Annotated in this window: 15 protein-coding genes and 1 riboswitch; of the genes, 2 read left to right on the top strand and 13 right to left on the bottom strand. The window is 37.3% G+C overall.

Annotated elements, in window-relative coordinates; genetic code table 11:
- Positions 1-211 precede the first annotated feature (211 nt).
- A riboswitch (SAM riboswitch) is annotated at positions 212-320 on the top strand.
- A 173-nt stretch (positions 321-493) separates the two neighbouring features.
- Positions 494-2125: a homocysteine S-methyltransferase family protein gene (locus tag MWH25_RS10620; protein WP_248627628.1), complete on the top strand. Its 1632-nt coding sequence runs from the start codon at positions 494-496 to the stop codon at positions 2123-2125.
- Between the two features lie 78 nt (positions 2126-2203).
- On the top strand, positions 2204-2848 hold the full coding sequence (locus tag MWH25_RS10615) for an undecaprenyl diphosphate synthase family protein (RefSeq protein WP_248627627.1): 645 nt from the start codon (positions 2204-2206) through the stop codon (positions 2846-2848).
- Positions 2849-2960: 112 nt separating this feature from the next.
- Here MWH25_RS10615 and MWH25_RS10610 read toward each other — a convergent pair whose 3' ends face one another.
- The 13 genes from MWH25_RS10610 to MWH25_RS10550 all read right to left on the bottom strand — a co-directional run bounded on the left by MWH25_RS10610 (position 2961) and on the right by MWH25_RS10550 (position 18289).
- Positions 2961-4373 (bottom strand): FAD-binding oxidoreductase, encoded by a 1413-nt coding sequence (locus MWH25_RS10610; RefSeq protein ID WP_248627626.1) that lies wholly within the window; start codon positions 4371-4373, stop codon positions 2961-2963.
- Positions 4354-5349, bottom strand: a complete 996-nt coding sequence (locus MWH25_RS10605) for an electron transfer flavoprotein subunit alpha/FixB family protein (protein WP_248627625.1) — start codon at positions 5347-5349, stop codon at positions 4354-4356. Before MWH25_RS10605 ends, MWH25_RS10610 begins: the two co-directional genes overlap by 20 nt.
- Before the next feature lie 4 nt (positions 5350-5353).
- Positions 5354-6157: an electron transfer flavoprotein subunit beta/FixA family protein gene (locus MWH25_RS10600; RefSeq protein WP_248627624.1), complete on the bottom strand. Its 804-nt coding sequence runs from the start codon at positions 6155-6157 to the stop codon at positions 5354-5356.
- A gap of 33 nt (positions 6158-6190) precedes the next feature.
- On the bottom strand, positions 6191-7345 hold the full coding sequence (locus tag MWH25_RS10595; RefSeq protein ID WP_248627623.1) for a YkvI family membrane protein: 1155 nt from the start codon (positions 7343-7345) through the stop codon (positions 6191-6193).
- A gap of 278 nt (positions 7346-7623) precedes the next feature.
- Entirely contained in the window at positions 7624-8109 is a 486-nt protein-coding gene (locus MWH25_RS10590; RefSeq protein WP_248627622.1) for a DUF456 domain-containing protein, read from the bottom strand.
- 186 nt (positions 8110-8295) lie between these two features.
- On the bottom strand, positions 8296-9087 hold the full coding sequence (locus tag MWH25_RS10585; RefSeq protein WP_248627621.1) for an alpha/beta fold hydrolase: 792 nt from the start codon (positions 9085-9087) through the stop codon (positions 8296-8298).
- 14 nt (positions 9088-9101) lie between these two features.
- Positions 9102-10556 carry an o-succinylbenzoate--CoA ligase gene (locus MWH25_RS10580; RefSeq protein WP_248627620.1) on the bottom strand — a complete coding sequence of 485 codons (1455 nt, stop codon included), beginning with the start codon at positions 10554-10556 and terminating at the stop codon, positions 9102-9104.
- Positions 10557-10574: 18 nt separating this feature from the next.
- Complete coding sequence (locus MWH25_RS10575; protein WP_248627619.1) at positions 10575-11477, bottom strand: 1,4-dihydroxy-2-naphthoate polyprenyltransferase; 903 nt, start codon at positions 11475-11477, stop codon at positions 10575-10577.
- A 38-nt stretch (positions 11478-11515) separates the two neighbouring features.
- Positions 11516-12334 carry a 1,4-dihydroxy-2-naphthoyl-CoA synthase gene (gene menB / locus MWH25_RS10570; protein WP_248627618.1) on the bottom strand — a complete coding sequence of 273 codons (819 nt, stop codon included), beginning with the start codon at positions 12332-12334 and terminating at the stop codon, positions 11516-11518.
- 250 nt (positions 12335-12584) lie between these two features.
- The gene (gene menD, locus MWH25_RS10565) at positions 12585-14366 is read right to left on the bottom strand and encodes a 2-succinyl-5-enolpyruvyl-6-hydroxy-3-cyclohexene-1-carboxylic-acid synthase (protein ID WP_248627617.1); all 1782 of its coding nucleotides are present in this window, start codon (positions 14364-14366) and stop codon (positions 12585-12587) included.
- The gene (locus MWH25_RS10560) at positions 14341-15777 is read right to left on the bottom strand and encodes an isochorismate synthase (RefSeq protein WP_248627616.1); all 1437 of its coding nucleotides are present in this window, start codon (positions 15775-15777) and stop codon (positions 14341-14343) included. Before MWH25_RS10560 ends, menD begins: the two co-directional genes overlap by 26 nt.
- 498 nt (positions 15778-16275) lie before the next feature.
- Entirely contained in the window at positions 16276-17385 is a 1110-nt protein-coding gene (gene menC, locus MWH25_RS10555; RefSeq protein WP_248627615.1) for an o-succinylbenzoate synthase, read from the bottom strand.
- A 187-nt stretch (positions 17386-17572) separates the two neighbouring features.
- On the bottom strand, positions 17573-18289 hold the full coding sequence (locus tag MWH25_RS10550) for a hypothetical protein (protein ID WP_248627614.1): 717 nt from the start codon (positions 18287-18289) through the stop codon (positions 17573-17575).
- Positions 18290-18563 lie beyond the last annotated feature (274 nt).

Raw genomic sequence — 18563 nt, 5'->3', positions numbered from 1 at the left:
TTTGATCTTAACTGTAAACTGTTCACTGTACACTGTCAACTCAATTATGTGTCACTTTGTGACACATAATTGTAATAAAGTTTCACTTTACAAGTAACTAAAACTAGTATAATCAATCTATAGTTAACAGATAGGACAACTTTTGATTTTCTCTTTGACATTTTCTAAAGGTAGTGTTATAATTATTTAAAATAACCAAATAAAGATTCATCTCTTATTCGGAGTGGTGGAGGGACTGGCCCGATGAAACCCGGCAACCAGTAGCATATTGCTACAGTGGTGCTAATTCCTACAGAAGTCAATTTTCTGGAAGATGAGAGAAGGGACTATGATTAATCCACCATCTCTTCTCTTAAGAAGAGATTTTTTCATTACATACCATGTAAAAATATCATCTTTTTTGTAATGTTATTAGTTGTTAGTAACTAGTAAAGAAAAAGGACCAAAAATAAACATTAAAACTTAATTAATCTTTAAAGGGAGCAGATAAATCATGAGTCAACTATTAAACAGATTAAAGGAAGAAATATTAATCTTGGATGGAGCAATGGGGACAGAATTACAAAATAAGGGTTTAGAGGTTGGAAATTGCCCAGAAAATTTGAATCTAACCTATCCGCAGATATTAAAGGAGATTCATGCTAGTTATGTAGAAGCTGGGAGCGATATTATCCAGACCAATACCTTTGGGGCCAACAGTATTAAGCTAGCAAAGTATGGTCTGAGCGAAGAACTAGAAGCGATCAATACTACAGCCGTCAAATTAGCTCAAGAAGCTGCAACTGAGAATACACTCATCTCAGCTTCAATTGGCCCTACTGGTAAATTGTTCGAGCCGATGGGTGCTCTATCATTTGAAGAAGCTTATCAAGTCTTTGCTCAACAGGCTGAAATTTTAGCAGCAGCTGGAGTAGATCTAGTTAATATCGAAACGATGATCGATTTACAAGAGGCCAAAGCAGCACTGATTGCGGTTAAAGAAAATACATCCTTACCTGTCATCTGTAACTTGACTTATGAAACGGGCCAACGGACAGTGACCGGTACCGATCCTGCAACTGCTATTACCGTTTTACAAGCAGCTGGAGCAGATATAATCGGGGCCAACTGTGGCCTTGGCCCAGCAGAGTTAACCAAGATCATCCACATAATGGACCAACAGACAGCTAGCTACTTGGCAGTCCAACCAAATGCTGGATTACCAATTCTAGATGAAAATAATCAAACTATCTTCCCTATGGAGGCTGAAGAGATGGCCAGCTATGGGACAGAATTTGTTGCAGCAGGAGCAAATATTATTGGGGGCTGTTGTGGCTCAAATCCAGATTATATCAGCTTGTTAAGAAGAGAGATTAAAGATCTCAAGCCTAAATCAAAACCTGAACAAACAGGAACAAAATTAGCTAGCCGCACCCAACAGTTGAGCCTTAGTCAAGAAAAACCGATCATCATTGGAGATAAAATTGATTCTACTAAACCAACAGATTTAGCAGCCGAATTAGAGAACAATAAGACTAAACTGCTCGATCAAGCAACTACTACTCAAGAGCAGGCAGGTGCAGATATTATCAGCTGCAACCTCTCTAATTTGACTGAGCCAGAACAGATTAAAAAAATAATTAATACTGTCCAAATAAGAACTAGACTGCCGTTGGCCCTTAAATTAGAAAAACCAGAACTGTTAGAAATTGCTTTACAATCAATAGTAGGTAAACCAGTGGTTCAACTAGTCAACCCTAAACAAGAAAAACTAGAAAGAATATTAACTTTAGTTAGGAAGTATGGAGCAACTACTTTAGTCCCAACTTTAATAGAAGCTCCACCTATTACTGTAGAAAAAATAATGGTTACTATAGAAAACAACCTTAAGCTACTTACAGAATTTGGATTGCAAAAAGAAGAAATTATAGTTGACTTACCTAATATTAAAATTAGTCCTAAACAAAATTCAGTTCAACAAATTTTAACAGCAATTAAATCAATCAAAGAAAATTTAAATTTATTAACTGCTCTCAAAATTAGTCATACTGAAACAGATTCAATTAAGCTCGAAACTGATTATATAAATATGCTTACCCAAGTTGGCTTGGATCTTATAATTTTAGATCCAACTCAAAATAAGTAAAATTTGAAATATTTTAAAGAATAATCCTCCTTACTAATCCCAATACTAAACCTAGATTATGGTAAAGGAGGAGCTTAAATGAGAATTCCAGAACATATAGGAATCATTCCTGATGGTAATAGAAGATGGGCCCAAGCTAGAGGGTTAGGTAAAGAAGAAGGTTATGCCCATGGACTCAAACCCGGCTTAGAAGTATTTAAACTCTGCCAAGAAATGGGGATCAAAGAATTAACCTTTTATGGTTTTACAGTAGATAATACCAAAAGGCGTGCTGTTCAAACTCAAGCCTTTACTAAAGCATGTATCGAAGCTGTTAAAATTATTGCCCAAGAAGAAGCTTCAATCTTAGTAGTTGGTAATACAGAATCTCCTATGTTTCCTGAAGAGTTATTACCATATACAACACGAACAACTACAGAAGAAGGACAGATTAAAGTCAATTTCCTTGTCAATTACGGTTGGCATTGGGATCTAAGTAATCTAAATCAAAATGAAACAAGATCTAAACAAGGGATAATTGGCTCCTTACAATCAAAAGATATCTCTCGAATCGATCTGATTATTCGCTGGGGCAATAGACGAAGACTGAGTGGCTTTTTACCAGCTCAATCTGTTTATTCCGATTTTTATGTTGTTGAGGAGTATTGGCCCGACTTTAAAGAAGAACACTTCTATCAAGCACTTAACTGGTATGATCAACAAGATATTACTCTCGGAGGATAAGCAATTGAAAGGAGTCAAATTCAATGTTGAAATAACCTTACCTAATAGACCACCAGCAAAAAGCCCCCTTTCTTAAGCTTAAGAAAGGGGGCTTTTAATCTATACTTTAAAATTAATTCAAAACTTTAACCACTGCTTTACCTGGATTTAAAATTTCATTGGGATCAAAAGCTTCTTTGATCTTCCACATTATTTGTTGCTCTGCTTGACTGAGTTGTAAGGGTAAAAATTTCAAGCGTAACATTCCAACCCCATGCTCCCCAGTAACTGTTCCTCCAAGTTCAACAGCTATTTGATAAATTTCTTCCTTCAGCTGATCATAATAACTAGGAACTTCTCCTTCTTCCTTTAAAATAATCGGATGAAGATTACCATCTCCCGCATGGGCAATTACAGGAATCTTGGTATTATACTTTTCAGCTAATTGATCAAGTTGATCTAAATACTCAGCAAGTTTACTACGTGGTACAGTAACATCCGGACTGTCAACAATCTTATCTGCAATTGCAGGTAAGACATGACTACGAATCTCTAAAATATTCTGCTGTTCTGCATTGGTCTCAGCAATTAAAATCTCCCCTGCTCCTACTTCTTCACAAATCTCTCCAATTACCTTTGCTTTATCATACAGAGTATCCTCTTTATCTTCAGCAAGAATCACCATCAAATAAGAGTCGCCTTCTTTGCTTGGCCACTCTTTACCTATACCTTGTGCAGCATCTTCAATCTCTTCTTTCTCCATATATTCAATAGCCATCGGGATGATCCCTTCTTGCAATATTTTAGGAACTGTTTGGAAAGCATTACGCCGTTTTTGATAAGGAATAATCAAAGTTCCAGTCGCTTTAGGTTCTGGATAAAGCTTCAAAACCACTTTAGTGATAACCCCTAAGGTTCCTTCACTTCCAATCAGCAACTGCATCAAATCATAACCTGCATTATTTTTAAGCAACTTACCAAACTTACCACCAAAACTGACTATTTCTCCTGTAGGAAGGACAGCTTCTAAACCTTTGACTTGATCGCGCATTATACCATGCTTAACAGCCCTAACTCCTCCAGCATTCATGGCAACCATACCACCAATCTGTGCCCCTTCATCTCCTGGGTGGAGAGGAAAATAAAGTTTATCATTCTTCTTTAATTCTTCAATTAAATCACCTAAGGTTACAGCGGTCTCACAACTAACCATTAAATTCTCTTCATCTACCTCAAGGATACTATTTAACCTCTCCACTGAAAGAATTATACTAGGTTCAGTAGGAATTGCATTAGCAGAAAGACCTGTCCCTGCTCCTTTAGGTATTACCTTAATCAACTCTTGATTAGCATATTTAAGAACTTCAGCTATCTCTTGAGCTCCTGCTGGCTTTACTATCACACTACCCTCAACTGGTTGAGGAGTTACTAGATCATAGGCATTATTGGTCTGTTCTCTACTATAGCTTATAACCCGCTCAGAGTCAGTATCTACCCAATTAGGGCCAACTATCTCTTCTAACTTTTTAATTATCTCTTCTTTCATCTTCTTCTACCTCCTCAATCAACCTTGGAATCACTTGATACAGATCCCCTACAATTCCATAATCAGCAACTTCAAAGATCGGAGCAGATGGATCTGTATTGATAGCTATTATCTTATCTGCTTCTTTAATTCCTGCAACATGCTGAGGAGCACCTGAAATACCACAAGCAATATATATTTTAGGAGCTATCCGATAGCCACTATAACCGATCTGGTATTCTTTAGAAAGATAACCCACATCAATAATATCCCGTGAAGCACCAATTACTCCTCCTAACTCAGTAGCTAATCTCTGTAACAATTCAAAACCAGCCGCCTTTTTAATCCCTTTCCCTCCTGCTACAACTACTTCCGCTTCTGCAATATTAATCTCCTGTTGCTCTAGTAACTCTAAAATTTCTACACTCTGATCTTGGACTTTAGTCGGTCTCTTTTTGATAATCTCCCCTTCTAAAGTCCCATCACGCTTCCGTTCTACAAACTCTTTATATCTAACTGTAGCCATTTGAGGATAAGTCACTGTCTCTATCTGGGCCAATATATTCTCACTGAAAGCAGGTCTAATCTGTAACAACTTTCCTGCTTGATCAACCCTAAGCTCAGTACAATCAGCAGTCAATCCTGTATCTAAGGCTGCAGCGACTCGAGGTGCTAAAGAACGTCCAAAATTGGTTGCTCCAACTAAGATAATCTCTGGCTTTAACTCATCTATTAAATCAACTAAGTTTTCCTTATAAAATAATTCATCAGGTTGTCCAAAAGCTTGATCTTCTAGATAATAAACTTTATTAGCTCCCCGATAGATCAACTCTTCTGCTTTAATCCCTGTTGGCCCTAGCAAAGCAGCAAAAATAGGACAATTTAGCTCAGCAGCCAACTCCTCTGCTTTATTTAATAATTCATAACTAACATGATGGATCTCTCCACCTCTCTGTTCAGCAAAAACAAAGATCCCATTATACTCTTTTTCAGTCATATTATCATTCTCCCATCCTATCTTTTTCCTGGCAGATTTGAGCTACTTCTGTTATCGCCTCTCTTAATTGATCTCCTGTCCACATCTTACCCTCTCGTTCAACTGGAGAAGGAACTTCAATCTTTCTTACTCGAGTACAAGAACCTTTTAGGCCTACATCTTGAGGGTCTAACTCAGTTTCGAAATCAGCAATCCCCCATTTTTCAACTTCTGCTTCTCTAACCTCCAACTTTCGCTTCAATAAAGGTAACCGAGGGGTATTTAAATCTTTGGTCACTGTTATTAGACCTGGATAATTAATCTTTTTTGAGTAATTACCATCCCAAGTCGGAGCAACTACCGTTAAATAATCTTCTGTTATCTCCTCTAATTTTGTTACATAAGCTATATGGGCCAACCCTAAATATTCAGCAGTCTGCGGGCCAACTTGAGCAGTATCTCCATCTACAGTCATCTCCCCTGCTATCACTAAATCAACATTTCCAATCTTATCAATCGCACTAGCTAATAAGTATGCAGTTGCCCGTGTATCTGCACCAGAAAACTTTCTATCTGTCAATAAAATTCCATCATCAGCCCCTCTGGCTATCGCTTCTTTGATAACTCCTTCAGCCCGAGTTGGCCCCATACTTAAAGCAATTACTTCTGCAGCAAACTCTTCTTTAATTTGCAGTGCTGCCTCTAGTGCATTCAAGTCAAAAGGATTAATCTCAACTCCAGCTGATTTACGATTAATTACCCCTCTTGTTGTATCAAATTTGACCCGTTCCATTTCAGGAACTTGTTTAATTAGTACAATAATCTTCAAAGTATTATCCTCCTTCTTAATTAACAGTAATCATTAAATATTCTCATCTTTAGCTAAAGTAGATTCGGCATCTTTCGATAACAATAATTTATATAAGACAGGAATTATAATCATAGGTATCCCTAAAATCCCTAACAAATCATAACCTCTAGCCACAAGTGGGATCAAACCAAATAATGCTATACACCAAGTCAAAATAACAAAGATTAATGAAGCAATAATCGCTCTCTTCCGTTCTTTTTGCTCTTCAACCTCTCCAGGCCACCAAGCAACAATCCTTTTAACTCCACCAAAAACAAAATTAACCCCAGTAGAGACTGCTCCAAATAAAATTAAAACCGAAATCAATCCTTCTGCAAAAGCCCCGCCTACTCCTTCTCTAACTACATAAATTGTCGGTACTGGAATATCAAGTACCTCAGGATAGTGGGCCAACACAGTTATACTTGCTAAAGTTAGTAATATAGCATTAATAGCAAAACCTATCATTCCTGCTTTCTTAACATCTTCTCCATCATTTAAAGCATCAGCTACTGCCACGTATGCTCCAACTGCTAAAGCTTGAAAGCTGGCATATAAAAGCATTCTCCATGCTGCTGCTAAAAAGCTTGTCTCTGTTCTTTGACTAGCAACTAAATCCATAACAGCTGGAAAACTAACCACAGCATTAGTACCGTAAATAATTCCTACTCCAATAATCAAAGCTATTGCTACAATAGTAGCTACCTTACGTATTAACTTAGCTCCAAAAATAGTCAATAAAAATATAATAACAGCAATCATAAGAGTATTAATTATATAAGGTGTACCCAATGCCTCTTCTATAATCTCCCCTCCTGTTGCAAAACCAACAGCAGTTGCTACAAACATCGTAATCACAAAAACTAACTCATATAAATTAGAAAAAATCTTTTGATAAGGACTATAAAATTTATCAGTCCAACTTTTATAATCAAAAACCTGATGTTTAACACTAAAATCCCAAGCATAATAAAAAACTAACCCATTAATTGCCATCGCTATAATCGGCATAAAGATAGCGAACCAACCATAGGTCACATAAAATTCAGCTACCTGCCTACCCGAAGCAAATCCACCTCCAAAATGGGTAGTAAACCAAACAAATGCCACTCCAAAACAACTAGGAATTACTAGTTTTTCTTTCATACTCTCAATCCCTTTCTCCATTTATTCTCCCTACTCAACTACTAAAATTTAAATTAAAGAGGGGAGTTAATACTATATTCTTGGTTTAATGGTTTATTCCTTTAAATAATTAAACAAATGCTGTTCAAAGTCTAAATTCAAACATATAACGACAATCAGTCTTCAACCTCCAGTTTGCTTAATTTCTTGTTCAAAAATCACATAAACTTTAAGTTACACGTTGTACTAGTTAATTTTAAAAAAAGTTAATTCTTTACTTAATAAACTCAAAAATAAAAAAACTAGCCAACAAACCTTCTCTAACGAACAACAAAATAAAGATACCAACTGATTATTACTAACTGCAATCCAATCTTTATAATGCTACTGCTAAAAAAAGCAATTATCGTACCCAGTGCCCTTTTTAGGGCCAATCTCCCACCAATCTGCTCTACAAAGAAAGTTACCATAAAAACTATCACAAAAGGACCAGCTATAATCCCTATTGGTCCTAAAGTCAAAGGGCCAACAAAGAGACCTATAGCCCCAGCTAATATTGTCCACTTCGTCCCACCCTGCTTCTTGATAAAAAAGCTATTAACAATAAAATCTGAACTCAACATTACTATAGTCATTAGTAACATTACAATCCAGAAACTAGCAGGTATACTTACCGGCGGCTCAAAAAATCTACCTAGAAAGAAAGCAACCCATAATAAGATAGTATCTGGGACCAAAGGTACAATAACTCCTATCAAGCTAGTAATACATAAGATCACTATCATAATTCCTAAAAAAAGATTCATACTTTCCTCCTGTCAAAGAACAAAGTTGTCTTTAGACAACTTTAGGTTAAGTTTAAAGTTGAGGTTAAATATGTAATGGCAGTATTCTGTGTCAGTGTCTGTAGTCTGTCAAAATCAAACCCTTTAACCCTTCATAGAGTCTTAAACCTTGCTTTTTTACTGACACAAATCACTGGCATTGACACTTTATTCCTCAATATTAGCCAACAAAGCCTCGTCAAACTGTGGCTGAGTTCGTGGTAGATCATGAGTCGCCTCAGAAAGATCGATCAACTTAGCAGTTGATAACTTCTTAGCAATCTCATAAGCAATCTTACGCAATCCTGGATGGCTCCTCCCACCAGTATAAATATAAGCAGGCAGAGATAAGTTTTTAATTCTGTCTGCTGGATATTCTCCTGAATATTTTTCAGCAAGTAAACGCTCTGTCTCATTGATTATCTTCTGCCAAGCTGGTGAGTCCTGTAACTGCTTGACAGCTTGAGCACCGATAATTGTCATAAAGAATCCTTCAGCTACCCCCTCAACCCCCAACTCAGAACCTTGCTGGAAGAGAGATTTTATTTTCTTGTTTAATGAACTTACATCAGGGTCATTAGGAAGTAAGCTCAAATACGGAGGCTCTAATAAATGTAGAGTCAAAATCTGATCTGCTAGATTGTTAGCAAGTTCAATAGCTACCAGCCCTCCATAGGAATGACCAATAAGATGAAAAGAATCTACCCCTGCTTCATTTAAAATAGTTATAATATCCTGTGCATCCTGAGCAATAGTATATGGTTGTGGTTGTTGGGGACTCTTCCCATGCCCTCTCCGATCACAGATAATTAACCGATAGTCTTCAGCAAGAGTATCTATCTGCCTCTTCCAAGTCAGATAACCATTACTAAAGCCACCATGAATTAAAACTAATACATTTTCTTCTGATTTATTTAAATCTCGATAAAATAAAGGTTTAACTGAATTATAATTTTTCATTTTTAACTCCTATTTTAATTATTTATTATAGTCAGCTCTGTTAGTTTCCGTCGCATCAACTTACCTGTCGCATTTCGAGGCAATTCTGTAACAAAATAGATAGATTTTGGTACTTTATAACCAGCTAAATACTCTCGGCAGAAGGTAACTAGCTCTTCTTGATCAACTTCCGCCTTAACTTTAACATATGCCACTGGTACCTGACCCCACTGCTCATCGGATTCTCCAATAACCCCAGCTGCTTCGACATTTGGATAATTAGTCAGTACATCCTCTACTTCAGCAGGATAGATATTTTCACCACCACTAATAATTAGATCATGTAACCGATCAACAACATAAAGATAACCATTATCATCTAAGTAGCCTAGATCACCTGTCTGTAACCAGCCATCTTGAATAGCAGCTGCTGTTGCCTCCGGTTTATTAAAGTAGCCTTGCGTAATGGTTGGCCCTTTAACTACGATCTCCCCTACTGTACCAGAAGTTACCGATTGGCCCTTTTGATCAGCAATATAGAGTTCAGTCGGAAATAGTGGCTTTCCAGCTGAACCTAATTTATTTAAGGCTTCTTCTGGAGCTAAGGTAGCTACTTGGGAAGTAGTTTCAGTTAGACCATAAGTTTGAACTACAGGTGCTTTTATTTGAGCACAACGTTTTAAGAGTTGTTCAGATACTGGTCCACCACCTACTAATAAACAGCGGAGGGTTTCAGGATAAGGTCGATCATTACGTTGATTTAGCATTCGCAGTAACATATTACTAACCAGTGAAATATGGCTTACCGTGCCTTCATCTATAGCCTGATTGATCACCTCTGGCTCAAAAGAAGAATAGAGCATCATTGGAATACCATAAATCACACTCCTGATTAAAATAGAAAGCCCTCCTACATGAAAGAGGGGTAAGCAAGCCAGCCAACAATCGCCATCATAGAGACCTAGATTCAGAAGAGAACCCATAGCACTCGACCAATAATTTCCGTAAGTCAATAAAGTTCCCTTAGGATTACCAGTTGTACCTGAAGTATAAATAATACTATGCAGATCAGATTCTTGATGCTGCTCTTGTAATGAAATTTCTACTTTCTTCTGTGGCAATTCTGTAATCTTTACTTTATCTCTTAAGTTTAATTCAAGTGCTAACTCTTCAGTTTGTTCATCATAGATTAGTAATGAAGCTTCAACATCTTGTAGTTGAAAGTCTATCTCTGAAATGGTTAAGCGAGTGTTCAAAGGAACTAATATAGCTCCTAATTTATTCAAAGCATAGATCACTCGAACAAAATCTAAACTATTATACATTAAAACAGCTACCCGCTCACCAGAACTTACTCCACAATGGGCCAACCGCTGGGCCAATTCTATAGCTTGATTATTAAGCTCTGAAAATGACCATTGGCTTTGTGTAGTAATTACTGCAGTTCTATCAGGTGAAATATGAGTGCGTTTACTGAGCCAATCTTTCATGACTATCTCCTTTCTAATCTACAGCAGACTAATAGCAAAAAGTAATCCAAAAATCAGATGTAATTTACCGGTATCTTTCAAAGTCAGATTAAGTGCAGTACCACTCACTTGAAAAACATTCCTAACCAGACGCCCACCCCATGGCAAGGTCAATAATGGAAGCCAGAAAAGATTAGTAGCCAACATTCCATTAACCCAGAGTAAGATTGGAATTAGATAAGCTCCTACAATCAAGATTGTAAATTGGATACAGGTCTTCTGCCGACCTAAACGTACAGCTAGAGTCTTTTTATTTGCTTTCCGATCTGTCTTAATATCCCGTAGATTATTGACAACTATGATATTTGTTACTAAAAAGCCAACTGGCAGAGAAACATAAAGCGAGAATAAGTTAATGCTACCAGTATGGAGATAAAAAGTACCCATTACTGCAACCAATCCAAAGAAGATAAAGACAAAGAGATCTCCCAACCCATGATAACCTAGCGGCCATGGACCAGCAGTATAAAGAATACCTGAAATGATACTCACTATACCAATCACAAGGATTGGCCACCCACCAATCTGGATTAGATAGAGACTGGCTAAAAAAGCCAGTCCAAAGGTAATCCAGATTCCAGCAATAACTTCTTTAATTGAAAGAAGACCGGTCTGTGTTACCCTCGTTGGACCAAGACGTTCTTCAGTATCACTACCTTTTTTAAAGTCATATAAATCATTAGTTAAATTTGTTCCTATTTGAATCAACAATGTTACTAACAGTGTTACTATAGTTACTGACAGATTGAAATAACCATACCGCACAGCAGCAGTTGTACCTACCAGTACTGGCACTATTGCCGCTGGTAATGTCGGTAATCTTGCTGCCATGACCCAGGCTTGAACTTTAGTTACTTCATCTATCTGTTGATTAATTCCCATAACGTACCTCTCCTTTCTGCTTCGATAGTTCTATATTATTAAGGGAAGCGAGGGAATTGATCAAAGTTAGGTTTCCGCTTTTCTAGAAAGGCTTTCTTTCCTTCTTGAGCTTCTTCTGTCAAGTAATAAAGAAGTGTCGCATCTCCTGCAAGCTGTTGAATACCTGCCAATCCATCTGTATCAGCATTGAAAGAAGCTTTAAGGAATCTGAGAGCAGTTGGGCTCTTTTCTAGAATCTCGTTGGCCCATTTAATCGTTTCAGCTTCAAACTCTTCAAGTGGTACTACAGTATTAACCAACCCCATATCCAAAGCTTCCTCAGCTGAATACTGGCGACATAGATACCAAATTTCTCTAGCTTTTTTATGTCCTACAGTGCGGGCCAACAAAGTTGCTCCATACCCACCATCGAAACTACCAACCTTAGGGCCAGTCTGTCCAAAGACTGCATTATCTGCTGCAATTGTAAGATCACAGATTAAATGTAATACATGACCACCACCAATAGCATAACCTGAAACAGCAGCAATAACTGGCTTAGGTAAAGTTCTAATCTGACGTTGTAAATCGAGTACATTTAACCGAGGCACCCCATCATCACCAACATAACCTCCTTCACCTTTTACGTTCTGATCTCCTCCGGCACAGAAAGCTTTCTCTCCAGCACCAGCCAAAATAATGACACCTACTTCATGATCTTCTCTGGCTCGAGCAAAAGCATCCATCAACTCCATCACCGTTTCTGGTCGGAAAGCATTACGAACCTCCGGTCGATCAATAGTAATTCTAGCAATTCCTTGATATCTCTCATATACAATATCTGTGTAATCTCCAAATGATTCCCACTTTGCTTCCATGATTTACACTTCCTTTCATTTATTTAGCTGTCAGCTATCAGCTAACAGTCTTCAGCATCTATTGTGTCAGTGTGAGTAATGAGTGTCAGTTAAAGTCAAGAACTTTAAAAACCTTTGAACTTATGATTTTTCACCCACACACTATATAATAAATCTTTAATTTGAAACAATTGTAAACAAATTAACTATGTTATCTTTAAGAACTTGATCTTTAATTACCAATTATCAATTATCAACTATCAACTATCAACTAGATTATATCATTTTTTTGCAAAGCAGCAGTTACTACCTCCCACATCTCACGATGTCTAGCTGCATTTACCTGACGGTCAGTACGAATTTCGATAACTTGCAACCCACCGTCTATCATGCTCTGTTCAACAGCACTATTAAAAGCTGACCAAGTATCTACCTTGACGAAATCCCCTTGATACATCTGAACAACATGCTCAAAATCAAGCCCAATCGGTGTTCCAAACAGCTCTTCAAAGTATTCAGGATATTCTGCCTGAGGGAGGAACGAGAAGATCCCTCCTCCATCATTATTGACCACAATTATCGATAGATCCAATTGATGAAGCTTAGCAGCTAATAGACCATTAAGATCATGATAAAATGATAGATCACCGATCACAAGTAGCACTGGATCATCAGTGGTAGTACTTACTCCTAAAGCAGTAGAAACAACACCATCTATTCCATTTGCACCTCGATTAGCTAACAGCTTAATCTCTTTATCTGTCTTAGCAAAAAAGGTATCCAAATCACGAACTGGCATACTATTTCCAGCAACAAGGGTCGCTTTATCAGGAAGTATTTCTGCTAGTTCAGTAAAGATTCGACCTTCAAAGAGATCATCATAATCACCAAGTCGCTCTTCAATTGCTTGCTCAGTAATTCTGCTAGTTTTTAACCACCTTGCAGACCAATCAGTACTTCCAGTTGGATAATCACTGCCTTTTAACTCTTCTGCTAGCATTGAACAGAATAAATTCGGCTCTACATAGAGAAATTGAGCTGCTAGAGCAGTAGGATCATGCCACCCAGCTCCCTGATCAATCACAATCTGTTTAGCTTGCTGATGCTTCTTTAAATAGAGAAAGATGGCCTTAGAAGTAGGCATCGCTCCAAAACGAATGATAACTTCAGGCTGATAGGATTCGCAAAACTTTTCATTTCTCAAAAAAACATCATATTTATCAATCACAAGCTCCTGATTATGGCTACCACAACGAAGTTGTGATAAAGGATCAGCTAGAATTGGAAATTTAAGCTGATCAGCCAGTTCAACAACCGAAGTTGATAGCTCTTTACCAATCTGAGGTCCACAGATAATCAATCCTTGCTCTACCTTAGCCCAATCAGAAGCCAACTCTTCTAATTGAGTTTGTTCAAACTTACGCGGTGCCTGTGCAACAGTAACATAACCTTGATTATTCTTTCGTCCGCTCCATCCAAGAGAGCTTGGTTGTTCAGTTTTATCCCCAGCCAGAGGAACTAATGGCTTACGGAATGGAAAGTTTAGATGAACTGGTCCAGCAGGAGAGTCCTTAGCAGTTGCAACAGCTCGTCCAGCTGTGGTACGAACATAGTGCAAGATATCTTCTGTCACTTCAGGCAAGGCCATTTCAACAGACCACTTAACATGGGTTCCATATAAATTCGTCTGATCAATAGCTTGAGGTGCCCCTATATTCTGTAACTCAGGGGGGCGATCAGCAGTTAACAGTAATAAAGGAACTCGAGTATGGTTCGCTTCAATAACTGCTGGCAGGAAGTTGGCTACTGCAGTTCCTGAAGTACAGACTAAAGCCACTGGTTCTTGGGTTATTTTGGCCCTGCCTAAAGCAAAAAAAGCTGCTGAACGTTCATCTATATGGCGCCAAATCTTAATTTGTTCTTTTTTAGCTAAGATCATAGCTAAAGGTGTCGATCTTGATCCAGGACATAAGCAGACATGCTTTAATCCAGCTTTAATTAATTCATCAATAAAAGCTGTTAGATAATCATTCGTTATTTGCTGTGAATTCATTAAGCTCCCCCTTTAATGCAGATAAAATCGGTTGTAACTTTAAGCATGTTTCTTGATATTCATCTTCTGGCTCTGAATCAGCTACAATTCCACAACCAGCATAAAGATAGGCATTATCATCCTTCACCAAAGCAGAACGAATAGCTACTACAAATTCTCCATCCCCAGTAGCATTGATCCAGCCAACAGGAGCAGAATACCAGCCACGGTCGATCCCTTCCCTCTTGCGAATAAGTTCGAGAGCTATATTCTTTGGTAGTCCCCCTATAGCAGGAGTAGGATGTAATTCCTTAACCAAATCAAATAGAGAAAAATCAGGCTTTAACCGACCAGTTATCGGAGTATGAAGATGTTGTACATTGTCTAATTTCAATAATTTTGGCTTTTCAGAGATATTAATTTCTAAACAGACTTTTTGCAAAGAGTTACGTATACTCCGCAGTACTATCAGGTGTTCATGCTGGTTCTTCTCACTATTAAGAAGTTGATTACCTAACAGTTGATCTTCCCTTTTTGAGCTTCCCCGTGCAGTAGAGCCAGCTAAACAGCTTGTTTGAAGTTGATCACCTTCAAACTTAACCAACTGTTCAGGGGTAGCTCCCAGAAAGCATTCATCTCCTTGCCCAACTGCAAAAATATAGCAGGTCGGATATTTATTCCGTAATCGATCAAGAATACAGGTAGTTGAAAAAGACTGTTCAGCCTTGACATCTACTTGTCGGGCCAACACAACTTTTTCTAACCGTTCATCCTTTATATCTTGAGTAAGCTGCTCTACAGTTGCCTTCCAACTTTCTACTTCACCTTCCTGCAACTTAATTTCAGTACTGAAGGTCTTCCTCCAACTCCTCTGAGTAGCCTTTCTTTCAATCATATTCCACTCCTGCTCTACCTTTTTTATCAGCTCATCAACCTTACTCTTTGGCCCAACCATAATATTTGTAGTCAGCCAATATTCCCCTTGCGACATAGTCAGAAGAAATCTTGGTAGTACCAACATAGCATCAGGATAGTTGGCCCAAATAGCAGATAGCTGCTGTTGAGGAGTAAAATTAAAACCACCCATTAAGAGTGGCCCTGTACCATTCAAGCAGGCAGAATTATCTATAATAGCTCCTTCTAAAATTTCAGACCAAGCCTTTTTAACGACAGAAAAACGCTCCCTACCTTCAGCAGCGACAGTCCGACTAGCTCCTAGACCAACTAAGCAAAAATCACTAGTAGGTCTTCCCCACAAAAGGGTTTTCTCAAATAGTTGACGTCCAACTGCAAAGTATGCAAGGGGATCGAAAGCTGGTAACTGTCGATCAAGACTGACTAATAAGCTCCGCTGCTCTTTTCGAGCCCGATTAACCCCAGTTTTTAGCAATTGATATAGTTTTTTATCTGTAGCAAAAATTGTATCAGTCATAGACATTATTCTCATCTCTTTCTTTATCTTTACTCTTTAGCTTAGTAATTATTTATCTTGATAAGATTATATATCTTCCAGTTCTCAAAATATTGCTATAATATAGCCTAATATACAGATTCATAACCATATTTATCATATCATAATTATTAAATTATTGCAATTAAGACTTGTAGTTGATAAGCCTAAAAATTGAGCTATATCTTAAGTTTATTGGTAATCTTATCCAAACTGTGTAAGGATAATTGTCCAAACCTTAAGCGAAACTTAATTGATATATAGTGGCAAAATGCCACTATATATCAGTGTACAGTTTACGGTTGACGGTTGACAGTTAAAACCATTAAAAACTTAAATCAAAATCACTCTAAACCTGCCAACATAAGGCATTTCAGAGGTCTTAATTTTTTAAGGTTTTGATCTTAACTGTAAACTGTTCACTGTACACTGTCAACTCAATAATGTGGCACAAAAGTGCCACATTATTGTAATTAATCTCTACTTAACAAACTCCTCTTTCTTCACTGTATAACCCTCCAGCAAATCCTGATTCACCTTAAATCCTAATCCCGCTCCTGTTGGCACTTCGATATAACCGTCTTCAGAAAGTGTCACTTCAGGAGTAATGATATCTTCTTCCCAATATCTATCTGTTGCTGAAATATCACCTGGCAGACTGAAACCTGGTAAAGTCGATAAAGCTAATGCATGAGCACGACCAATACCCGATTCAAGCATTCCCCCACACCAGACAGGGACTTCTCTCTCTTGACAGAATTGATGAATCAACAGAGCTTCACTTAATCCGCCAACCCTAGCAATCTTAATATTGATAATCTGACAGCTGCCAAGTTCTATAGCTTTCCGTGCTTGAGCAGCAGTTTCTATACTTTCATCTAAACAGATAGGAGTACCTAAAACCTGCTGTAATTTAGCATGATCAATAATATCATCAGGGGCCAACGGTTGTTCAATCATCATTAATCCAAATCGATCTAATTTCCGTAACCGATTGGCATCAGTTAATTTATAACTCCCATTAGCATCTACCATTAATGGAAAGTTACCATACGCTTCCCTTAGTGCTTGCAATGGCTCTTCATCCCAACCAGGTTTAATCTTGATCTTAATCCGCTGATAACCTTGCTGCAGATAATCTCCAACTACCTCAACCAGTTGATCTAAATTAGGATAAATCCCAACACTGACACCAGCTGGTAGTGATCTTGGGATTCCATTGATTGAAGAAACTAAAGATTTCTTATTCTCACGAGCATAAAGATCCCAGATTGCACCTTCCAGTCCAGCCTTAGCCATATGGTGGCGTCTTACTTGCTGTAATAGTTCAGCTAACTGCTTTGGTTTACTCCATTCTTCTTTAAAAGCTAGCGGAATCAGAAAGTTGTCTAGAACATACCACGCTGTTTGGACAGTTTCCTCAGTATAATAAGGAGCAGACAGTGCGGAAACCTCTCCATAACCTACCTTATCCTCCGAATGAACTTCAACTATAATTAAATTTCTTTTATCCTCCTTGCCAGAACTGGTAACAAAAGGAGTCTTAAGTTCCATCGCAACTTCACGTAATACTATTTTAGATAATTTCATAAAAATTACTCCTTATTTTATTAATATTATTGACAATAAAAGGAATCCGAAGAAAACCATTAAAATCCAAAACACTCTAAATCCATAATTGCAAGTCTTTTTAGGGATTTTATCTTTTAAGTTTTTGAATTTCAACTGTAAACTGTTCACTGTTCACTGTAAACTGTCAACTATCAATTATATATATCTATTCCTGATAAAACTGATTAAATTCACCAAGCCAAATACTATTAAAATTTTGCTCAATCTTTAATTTTTTAGCTTCCTCCCAGGTTGTTGGCCCGCCTTGCTCCTTAATTTTCTCTACATCTTTTTTGAATTTTTGGTAATTATTACGTCTAATCTTACTACCAGAGATTATATTCCCAGTAGTATCAAAACCAAATGAACTAACTAAAACCCTCCTTTGATCCCAATACTTTCGGGTAGGATAATCAATCAATAACTTATCCCCTAACAGCCCTCCAACCACTTCCAAATATAAATCATACTCTTCTTCTCCCCAGAAATTAAGGGCTTGATACTTATTTACAAACTTCTGATAAGCTGCAAGAAACTTCTCATTAAATTCTCGATAAGTACAGAAACCTCTAAAAAACCAACAAGCCAAATCTTGGTCACTCCTTCTTGGACCAACAGGCACATCCTTTCGTCCTATAAATACTATTCCTTCAAACTCATCTTTAACATAGTCAATTATTACTCTACTTTTGAGTTCATCTTTAGCCATTGCTTTTTCAACATTCTCTAAATCATTTTCTATCATTACATTCTTATGTACCTTATTAACTTCAGTTAATAATTTTTTAGCTTCCATTAACTTAGGATTATTAATTGCTTCTTCCAAGCTAATACCTAATCCTTCTAGTTTATTGATAGCCCTTAATATCCTTTCCTTACTCATCTTATCACCTCATAATTTTATAATAATTTTACTATCTGATCATTAATTACTATTATTTTAAAACTCTCTAAAAAATCTTTGGCGTCACCATTAAATAATATAAGGCGATTACATTATTAGATTAAGTATATCATAAATTGTAAAAGAAAAAAAGTAATCAAAATGTGATAATGATTTAATTTTTATTAACTGAATTGATATATAGACGTCCTATGTCAAGTAAAAATTTGGAACTTAATTTTAGGGTATAGTTTCCCCTAGGTCAATTTTTGAA

It is taken from the genome of Natroniella acetigena (assembly GCF_023227745.1).
In the GTDB taxonomy this organism is placed as follows: domain Bacteria; phylum Bacillota; class Halanaerobiia; order Halobacteroidales; family Halobacteroidaceae; genus Natroniella; species Natroniella acetigena.
This window is presented reverse-complemented; position numbering and strand designations above follow the sequence as displayed.

Bases quoted from the DNA above. Each gene is read 5' to 3' on its own strand.
- MWH25_RS10605 (WP_248627625.1), bottom strand. From the start codon at position 5,349: ATGACTGAAAAAGAGTATAATGGGATCTTTGTTTTTGCTGAACAGAGA.
- MWH25_RS10610 (WP_248627626.1), bottom strand. From the start codon at position 4,373: ATGAAAGAAGAGATAATTAAAAAGTTAGAAGAGATAGTTGGCCCTAAT.
- MWH25_RS10620 (WP_248627628.1), top strand. From the start codon at position 494: ATGAGTCAACTATTAAACAGATTAAAGGAAGAAATATTAATCTTGGAT.
- MWH25_RS10590 (WP_248627622.1), bottom strand. From the start codon at position 8,109: ATGAATCTTTTTTTAGGAATTATGATAGTGATCTTATGTATTACTAGC.
- MWH25_RS10585 (WP_248627621.1), bottom strand. From the start codon at position 9,087: ATGAAAAATTATAATTCAGTTAAACCTTTATTTTATCGAGATTTAAAT.
- MWH25_RS10615 (WP_248627627.1), top strand. From the start codon at position 2,204: ATGAGAATTCCAGAACATATAGGAATCATTCCTGATGGTAATAGAAGA.
- MWH25_RS10575 (WP_248627619.1), bottom strand. From the start codon at position 11,477: ATGGGAATTAATCAACAGATAGATGAAGTAACTAAAGTTCAAGCCTGG.
- MWH25_RS10560 (WP_248627616.1), bottom strand. From the start codon at position 15,777: ATGACTGATACAATTTTTGCTACAGATAAAAAACTATATCAATTGCTA.
- MWH25_RS10550 (WP_248627614.1), bottom strand. From the start codon at position 18,289: ATGAGTAAGGAAAGGATATTAAGGGCTATCAATAAACTAGAAGGATTA.
- menC (WP_248627615.1), bottom strand. From the start codon at position 17,385: ATGAAATTATCTAAAATAGTATTACGTGAAGTTGCGATGGAACTTAAG.
- MWH25_RS10595 (WP_248627623.1), bottom strand. From the start codon at position 7,345: ATGGAGAAAGGGATTGAGAGTATGAAAGAAAAACTAGTAATTCCTAGT.
- MWH25_RS10580 (WP_248627620.1), bottom strand. From the start codon at position 10,556: ATGAAAGATTGGCTCAGTAAACGCACTCATATTTCACCTGATAGAACT.
- menD (WP_248627617.1), bottom strand. From the start codon at position 14,366: ATGAATTCACAGCAAATAACGAATGATTATCTAACAGCTTTTATTGAT.
- menB (WP_248627618.1), bottom strand. From the start codon at position 12,334: ATGGAAGCAAAGTGGGAATCATTTGGAGATTACACAGATATTGTATAT.